Source organism: Streptomyces sp. NPDC031340, from assembly GCF_055569945.1.
This window is the reverse complement of record NZ_JBVIIE010000115.1, coordinates 1-6,852: the sequence shown is the minus strand read 5'-3', so window position 1 is coordinate 6,852 and position 6,852 is coordinate 1. Positions and strand designations below refer to the sequence as shown.

Sequence of the window (6,852 nt, the reverse complement as noted above, 5' to 3'; positions counted from 1 at the left end):
CCCCCCCCCCCCCCCCCCCCCCCCCCCCCCCCCCCCCCCCCCCCCCCCCCCCCCCCCCCCCCCCCCCCCCCCCCCCCCCCCCCCCCCCCCCCGCGCCCGGACGGACCCGGCGCGGGCGGGACGACAAGGCTGACGCGACGTCTTGACGGGTCGACGGGGCGCCAGTTAACTCACGGCGTGAGCTAAGCCCTGAGTGAACCCCGAGAGCCGAGGGAAGGTCCATGCCGAGAACCGCCCTGCTCGTCTCCGCCGCGTTGCTCGCCGCCATGCTGCCGCTGTCGGCGGCCCGCGCGGCCGACGACCCCGGCCCCGCCCCGGTGGCCGTCGACCGCTTCGAGGGGGAGGTGCCGTTCGCCGCCCAGCCCGCGGAGGGCATCTTCACCTGGGGCGGCGACAGCGACGACCCGCCCACGCTCGCCCTGGAGGAACGCGCCGACGCCCCCGACGGCGCCAAGGTCCTCACCGGCGCTTACGACATCAGCGGCTACGGCGGCTTCACGCACGACTTCGCCGCCGACGCCCCCGCCCACGACTGGTCCGCCCACCGGGGCGTCCGCTTCTGGTGGGAAGGCCGGGGAAGCGGCAAGAGGATCGCCTTCGAGATCAAGGACGGCGGCGCCCACGGCGAGGCATCCGAGCTGTGGACCACCTCCTTCGCCGACGACTTCACCGGCTGGAAGCGGATCGAGCTCCCGTTCACCGACTTCGCCTACCGCACCGACTACCAGCCGGTCGGCGGCATCGACCACGTCCTGGGCCTGACCGAGATGTGGGGGTACGCCGTCACGCTCCCCACCGGCGTCAAGGGCAGCTTCGCCATGGACGGCGTCGAGCTGTACGGCAAGGCCGACCAGTCGCTGCGCGCCGCCGTCACCACCGACGCCGCCGTGTACCCGGTGAAGGAGGGCACCGCCGCCGCCGTCCGGGTCACCGTCTCCACCACCGGCGCCGCGCCGCTGGAGGAACCGGTGACGGTCGCCTACGCCACCGCCGGCGGCACCGCCGGGCCCGGCAAGGACTACACCCCGGTCGAGGGCACCCTCACCTTCCCGGCCGGCACCGCCTCCGGCACCGTACGGACCGTGCGGGTCCGCACCCTGAAGGACGGGGCCGCCGAGGCCGCCGAGACGATCCCGCTCCGGCTCACGGTCACCGGCGCGAAGCCGCCCGCCGAGACGCCGCAGATCGTCGTCGACGCCCATGGACTGCCCTACCTCGACAGCAGGCTGCCGGTCCGCAAGCGGGTCGCCGACCTGGTGGCCCGCATGTCACTGGCGGAGAAGGCCGGCCAGATGACCCAGGCCGAGCGCGGCGCGCTGACCGACCAGGGCGACATCGCCGGGTACGCCCTCGGCTCGCTGCTGTCCGGCGGCGGCTCGACACCCACGCCCAACACCCCCGAGGCCTGGGCGAAGATGATCGACGGCTTCCAGTTGCGCGCGCGGGCCACCCGCTTCCAGATCCCGCTGATCTACGGCGTCGACGCGGTGCACGGCCACAACAACCTGGCCGGTGCCACGGTCATGCCGCACAACATCGGCCTCGGCGCGACCCGCGACCCCCGGCTCGTCGAGAAGACCGGCGCCGTGACGGCGTCCGAGGTCCGCGCCACCGGCGTCCCCTGGGACTTCGCCCCCTGCCTCTGCGTGACCCGCGACGAGCGCTGGGGCCGTTCCTACGAGTCCTTCGGCGAGGACCCGGCCCTCGTGGAGTCCATGGAGACGATCATCCAGGGCCTCCAAGGAGCCGCGAGCGGACGGGACCTGAAGGAGAACGACAAGGTCCTCGCCACCGCCAAGCACTTCGTCGGCGACGGCGGCACCGCGTACGGCTCCTCCACCACCGGCACCTACACCATCGACCAGGGCGTCACCAGGGTCACCCGGCAGGAACTGGAGGCCGTCCACCTGGCGCCGTACCGGACCGCCGTCGACCGGGGCGTCGGCTCGGTCATGCCCTCGTACTCCTCGCTGGACCTCGTCGGCGACGGGCGGGGCCCGGTGAAGATGCACGCCCGCGCCGACATGATCAACGGCGTGCTCAAGGGCCGCATGGGCTTCGACGGCTTCGTCATCAGCGACTGGAACGCCATCGACCAGCTGCCCGGCGACTACGCCTCCCAGGTGCGCGCCGCGGTCGGCGCCGGCGTCGACATGATGATGGTCCCGTACGGCTACAAGGACTTCAGCACCACGCTGGTCGACGAGGCGAAGGCCGGCCGGATCAGCGAGCGGCGGATCGACGACGCGGTCTCCCGCATCCTCACGCAGAAGTTCAGGCTGGGACTGTTCGAGCACCCGTACGCCGACACGCGGGGCGCCTCCCGGATCGGCTCCGCCGCGCACCGGGCGGTGGCCCGGCAGGCGGCCGCAGAGTCGCAGGTGCTGCTGAAGAACGACGGCGGCGTGCTCCCGCTGCGGAAGAACCAGAAGGTGTACGTCGCCGGATCGAACGCCGACGACCTCGGCAACCAGACCGGCGGCTGGACCATCACCTGGCAGGGCGCGTCCGGCACCCACACCGAGGGCACCACCGTCCTGCGCGGGATGCGCGACACCGGCGGCGACGTCACGTACTCGAAGGACGCCTCCGCGCCCACGGCCGGCTACGACGTCGGCGTGGTCGTCGTCGGCGAGACCCCCTACGCCGAGGGCGTCGGCGACGTCGGCAACGGCAACGACCTGGAGCTGACGGACGCCGACAAGGCGGCGGTGGACAAGGTGTGCGCCGCCATGAAGTGCGCGGTGCTGATCGTCTCCGGGCGCCCGCAGCTGATCGGCGACCGGCTCGGGGAGATCGACGCCCTGGTCGCCTCCTGGCTGCCGGGCACCGAGGGCGCCGGGGTCGCCGACGTCCTCTACGGCCGCCGGCCCTTCACCGGCCGGCTCCCGGTCACCTGGCCGAGGTCGGAGGCGCAGCTGCCGATCAACGTCGGCGACGCCTCGTACGACCCGCAGTACCCCTACGGCTGGGGCCTGACGACGCTGACGAAGGTGCCGGACGGCGGGGCGGGCACCCTGACGGCGCTCGCGGCGGCCGCCGCGGCCGCGGAGCGGGCCGGGGCCGACGGGACCGGCCGCGCGCTGGTCGACAAGGCGCGGCTGATCGTCCAGCGGAAGGCGGGGCAGCACATCACGGCGGAGTTCGCGAAACCCTTCGCGGACGCCGACCACCTGTCGCTGACCGGACGGTACGGGGCGGCCGTGCAGCGCCTGGCGGCGGCCTGGCGAGCCGCCTCCTGAGGAGGCCCGCCGGCTGAGCGAATGCGCTGAGCGATGCACTGAGCGAATGCTCACCTTTGGGAGGCTTCGGGGGCTTCGGGTAGCTTCGAAGCATGAAGGCCGTCACACGGACCCGAAGCCTCCCGGCGCTGCTGCTCGCCCTGGTGCTGGCCGTTCTGACCGTGACCGGCACCGCCGTCGCCGCGCCCCGGGCCGAGGCCGCCACCGATGTCTCGGTGATCGCCGCGGCCCTGCGCAAGGGCCCGGTGTACGTCGATCCGGCCGCCTCCGCGCAGCTGTCCGCGCGCGACGCCGATGCCCTGGCCCGGCGTATCAAGAACGCCGACAAGCCGCTGTTCATCGCGGTCCTGCCCGCGGACTACCCCACCCGGAACCTGTTCGCGGACCTGCGCACCGCCACCGGCGTCACGGGCCTGTACGGCATCCGCCTGGGCGACCGGTTCGACGCCCGCGCCGACTCCTCGGTGATGTCCGCCACCGCCCGGCAGAACCTCGTCGCCAGTGTGCAGGGCGAGGACGCCGGGAAGCAGTTGAACGACTTCACCAGCCGCGCCCTCGCCAACATGGGCGGCTCGGCGCCCGCGAGCTGGGGGTCGTCCTCCGACGGCGGCGGCGTGTCCACCACCGGGCTGATCGCCGTGGGCGCGGTGCTGGTGGCCGGCGGCGCGGGCGTGTACACCCTCGCCCGGCGGTCCCGTCGCCACCGCGAGGAGGAGCAGCGGGCCGCGCTGGAGAAGCTCCGGGTCGTCGTGGACGAGGACATCACGGCCTTCGGCGAGGAAGTGGACCGTCTCGACTTCCATCCGGCGGAGTCCGGCGCGGACGACGCCATGCGCGCGGACTACGAACGCGCGCTGGACGCCTACGAACTGGCCAAGCGGGCGATGGCCGCCGCGGCGCGACCGGAGGACGTGCGTGCCGTCACCCAGGCCCTGGAGGACGGCCGCTTCTCGCTCGCCCAGCTCGCCGCCCGTCGGGAGGGCCGGCCGTTGCCCGAGCGCCGGCCGCCCTGCTTCTTCGACCCGCGCCACGGCCCGTCCGTCGCCGACGTCGTCTGGACACCCGCGGCCGGCGCGCCGCGCGAGGTGCCGGTCTGCGCGGCCGACCGGGCCCGGCTGGCTGACGGCCGCGACCCCGTGGTCCGCGAGGTGGACACCGAGTACGGCCGCCGCCCGTACTGGGACGCCGGCCCGGCCTACGGCCCCTGGGCGGGCGGCTACTTCGGCGGCGGCCTGCTGCCCGGCCTGCTCGTCGGCACGATGCTCGGCAACATGATGGCGACCCCGTCGTACGCGGCCGACTACGGCTCCGGCTACGGCGACTTCGGTGGCTACGAGGGCGGCGACGTCTCAGGCGCCGACTTCGACCCGGGCGACTTCGGAGGCGGCTTCGACGGCGGCGGCGACTTCGGCGGCGGCGACTTCGGGGGCGGCGGCGACTTCGGCGGAGGCTTCTGACGTGGTCCGGGTACGGGCGAGCGCCCGTCCTCTGCTGGGGAGTGGAGGACGGGCGCGCTCGGGGGAGCGGACGCGCTCAGGCGTCACGCGGACTTGATCGCCGAGATGTCGAAGTTCAGCTTGATCTTGTCGGAGACCAGCACGCCGCCCGTCTCCAGGGCCGCGTTCCAGGTCAGGCCCCACTCGGAGCGCAGGATCTCGGCCTTGCCCTCAAAACCGACGCGCTCGTTGCCGAACGGGTCCTTCGCGGCGCCGTTGAACTCGAGGTCGATGGTGAGCGGCTTGGTGACCCCGAGGATCGTCAGGTCGCCGGTGATGCGGTAGTCGTCGCCGCCCAGGGCCTCCGCCTCGGTGGAGCGGAAGGTCATGGTCGGGAACTCCTCCGTCTTGAAGAAGTCCGCGCTCTTCAGGTGGCCGTCGCGGTCCGCGGAGCCGGTGTCGATGCTCTCCATCGTGACGTCGAGGGACGCCGTCGACTTGGCCGGGTCCGAGCCGTCGAGGTGCAGCGTGCCGCTGAAGTCGAGGAACTTGCCCTTGACGTTGGTGACCATGGCGTGCCGGGCGACGAAGCCGAGCGTGGTGTGCGAGGGGTCGATGGTGTAGTCGCCGGTCAGCGCGGCGAGGTCGGGGTTGACGGCGGCGGGCGCCGCGCCGGCGGCCTCGACGGTGTCGGTGGTCTTGCGGCCGAAGATGCCCATGGCGTGCTCCAAAGCGAGTGGGGAGGATGTTGAATCTTCAATGAGGCCCAACAAGGACGACCGTAGACCTATTCCGTTCAAGTTTCAACCTCTTCTCCGTGCGATCACGGGTCGCCCTCTGGCGGACGCGCGTAGAAGTCGGGCACCATCTCCTGGCACCACCTGCACAGCCGCCCCACAGACGGCACGGTCCCCGCGACCGTCGACGGTCCCAACGCAGGAAGGTTCCCCCCCATGAAGATCAGGTCCGCCCTGACCGCGCTCGCGCTCGTCGTCGCCCCCGGCGTCGCCGTCGTCGGCACCGCCACCGACGCCTTCGCGGTCACCAAGATCAGTCATGCCACCGCGACCTCGATGTTCCGCGAGGTCGGCATCACCTGGTCCTCCTCCGGCAACTGCTCCGACCGCTACAACTCCACCTGCACGTCCTTCGAGCAGCTCAATCTCGCCACCGCCCAGGGAGCGCAGACCCTCAAGCGCGCCAGCGGCTGCGCCCTGAACATCACCGGCGGCACCGAGACCGGCCACGCCTCCGGCACCTACTCCCACTGGAACGGCTACAAGCTCGACTACGGCAAGAACACCTGCGTGACGAGCTACATCAAGAACAACTTCACCTACATCGGCCTGCGCGGCGACGGCGCCCCCCAGTACCAGTCCGGCTCCGGCAACATCTACGCCGACGAGGGCAACCACTGGGACGTCCTGTACTACAACTGCGGCGGCTGCTGACCCCGTCCGGCACCAGCCCCGCAAGCTCTTCCGGCGGCCGACGTCGCTCCGCCGGAAGAGCCGTTCCGCCGGCCGGGCGCACGCCGGGCGGCCCCGTGTCGAAAGCGCCCGGCGGTCATGTCTGAGGCCCAAGAGGGTAGTTGAGCGCGCATGAAGCAGCCGCAACGCTCTGAATCCCGAGTGCCGCCTACGTGGACCAGGCCGGGCAACCGATGGGGGCCGAAGGTGTATTGGCCCATGCTGGCCCTCTCCACAGGGCTGCTCGGGTGGCGGATCGCCGACGGCACCGACACGGGCGGCATCCTGGTGTCGGCCGCCCTGGTCGTCGTGTGGGTGTGTCTGCTGGCCGCCAACCGGAGCACGCGACGCGCTCGGGGCACGTCTTGCGACGGTGCTGGACGAACCCACCGTTCGGGTCGACCCTGTTCCAGCCGTCGGAACCGAGGGCGTCCAGGCCCGTGAGACTGCGGCTGACCTGGTTCTCTGTCAGCCTTGCTCCTTTTCTCAGCGGGTCCGGTAGCGCGCGTAGATCAGCCCGCTGTCGAAGGCGCGCTGCTCGACGAGGTCGAGTTCGAGGCGCACGCCGTCGGGGAAGAACCGCTTGCCGCCGCCGACCACGCTCGTGGTGACGAACAGGTGGTACTCGTCCACCAGACCTGCCGCGATCGCCTGGGCCGCGAGATGCGGCCCGTCGACCGTGAGATCGTGATCCGCTTCGGCCTT

General features: G+C 72.3%; 5 protein-coding genes. 3 read left to right on the top strand and 2 right to left on the bottom strand.

Translation table 11 applies throughout. From position 1 onward, the window contains the following. Positions 1-221 precede the first annotated feature (221 nt). The gene (locus ACZ5GT_RS40525; RefSeq protein WP_469036906.1) at positions 222-3,242 is read left to right on the top strand and encodes a glycoside hydrolase family 3 protein; all 3,021 of its coding nucleotides are present in this window, start codon (positions 222-224) and stop codon (positions 3,240-3,242) included. 92 nt (positions 3,243-3,334) lie between these two features. After that, entirely contained in the window at positions 3,335-4,699 is a 1,365-nt protein-coding gene (locus ACZ5GT_RS40520) for a hypothetical protein (RefSeq protein WP_469036904.1), read from the top strand. An 83-nt stretch (positions 4,700-4,782) separates the two neighbouring features. Here ACZ5GT_RS40520 and ACZ5GT_RS40515 read toward each other — a convergent pair whose 3' ends face one another. Then, entirely contained in the window at positions 4,783-5,397 is a 615-nt protein-coding gene (locus tag ACZ5GT_RS40515; RefSeq protein WP_469036902.1) for a YceI family protein, read from the bottom strand. Between the two features lie 234 nt (positions 5,398-5,631). Here ACZ5GT_RS40515 and ACZ5GT_RS40510 point away from each other — a divergent pair, with 234 nt between their 5' ends. Next, positions 5,632-6,129 (top strand): hypothetical protein, encoded by a 498-nt coding sequence (locus ACZ5GT_RS40510; RefSeq protein WP_469036900.1) that lies wholly within the window; start codon positions 5,632-5,634, stop codon positions 6,127-6,129. A 504-nt stretch (positions 6,130-6,633) separates the two neighbouring features. Here the strand turns inward: ACZ5GT_RS40510 and ACZ5GT_RS40505 are convergent. Then, positions 6,634-6,852, bottom strand: a 219-nt coding sequence (locus ACZ5GT_RS40505) for a dihydrofolate reductase family protein (RefSeq protein ID WP_469036897.1), incomplete at its 5' end; no start/stop codon positions are given.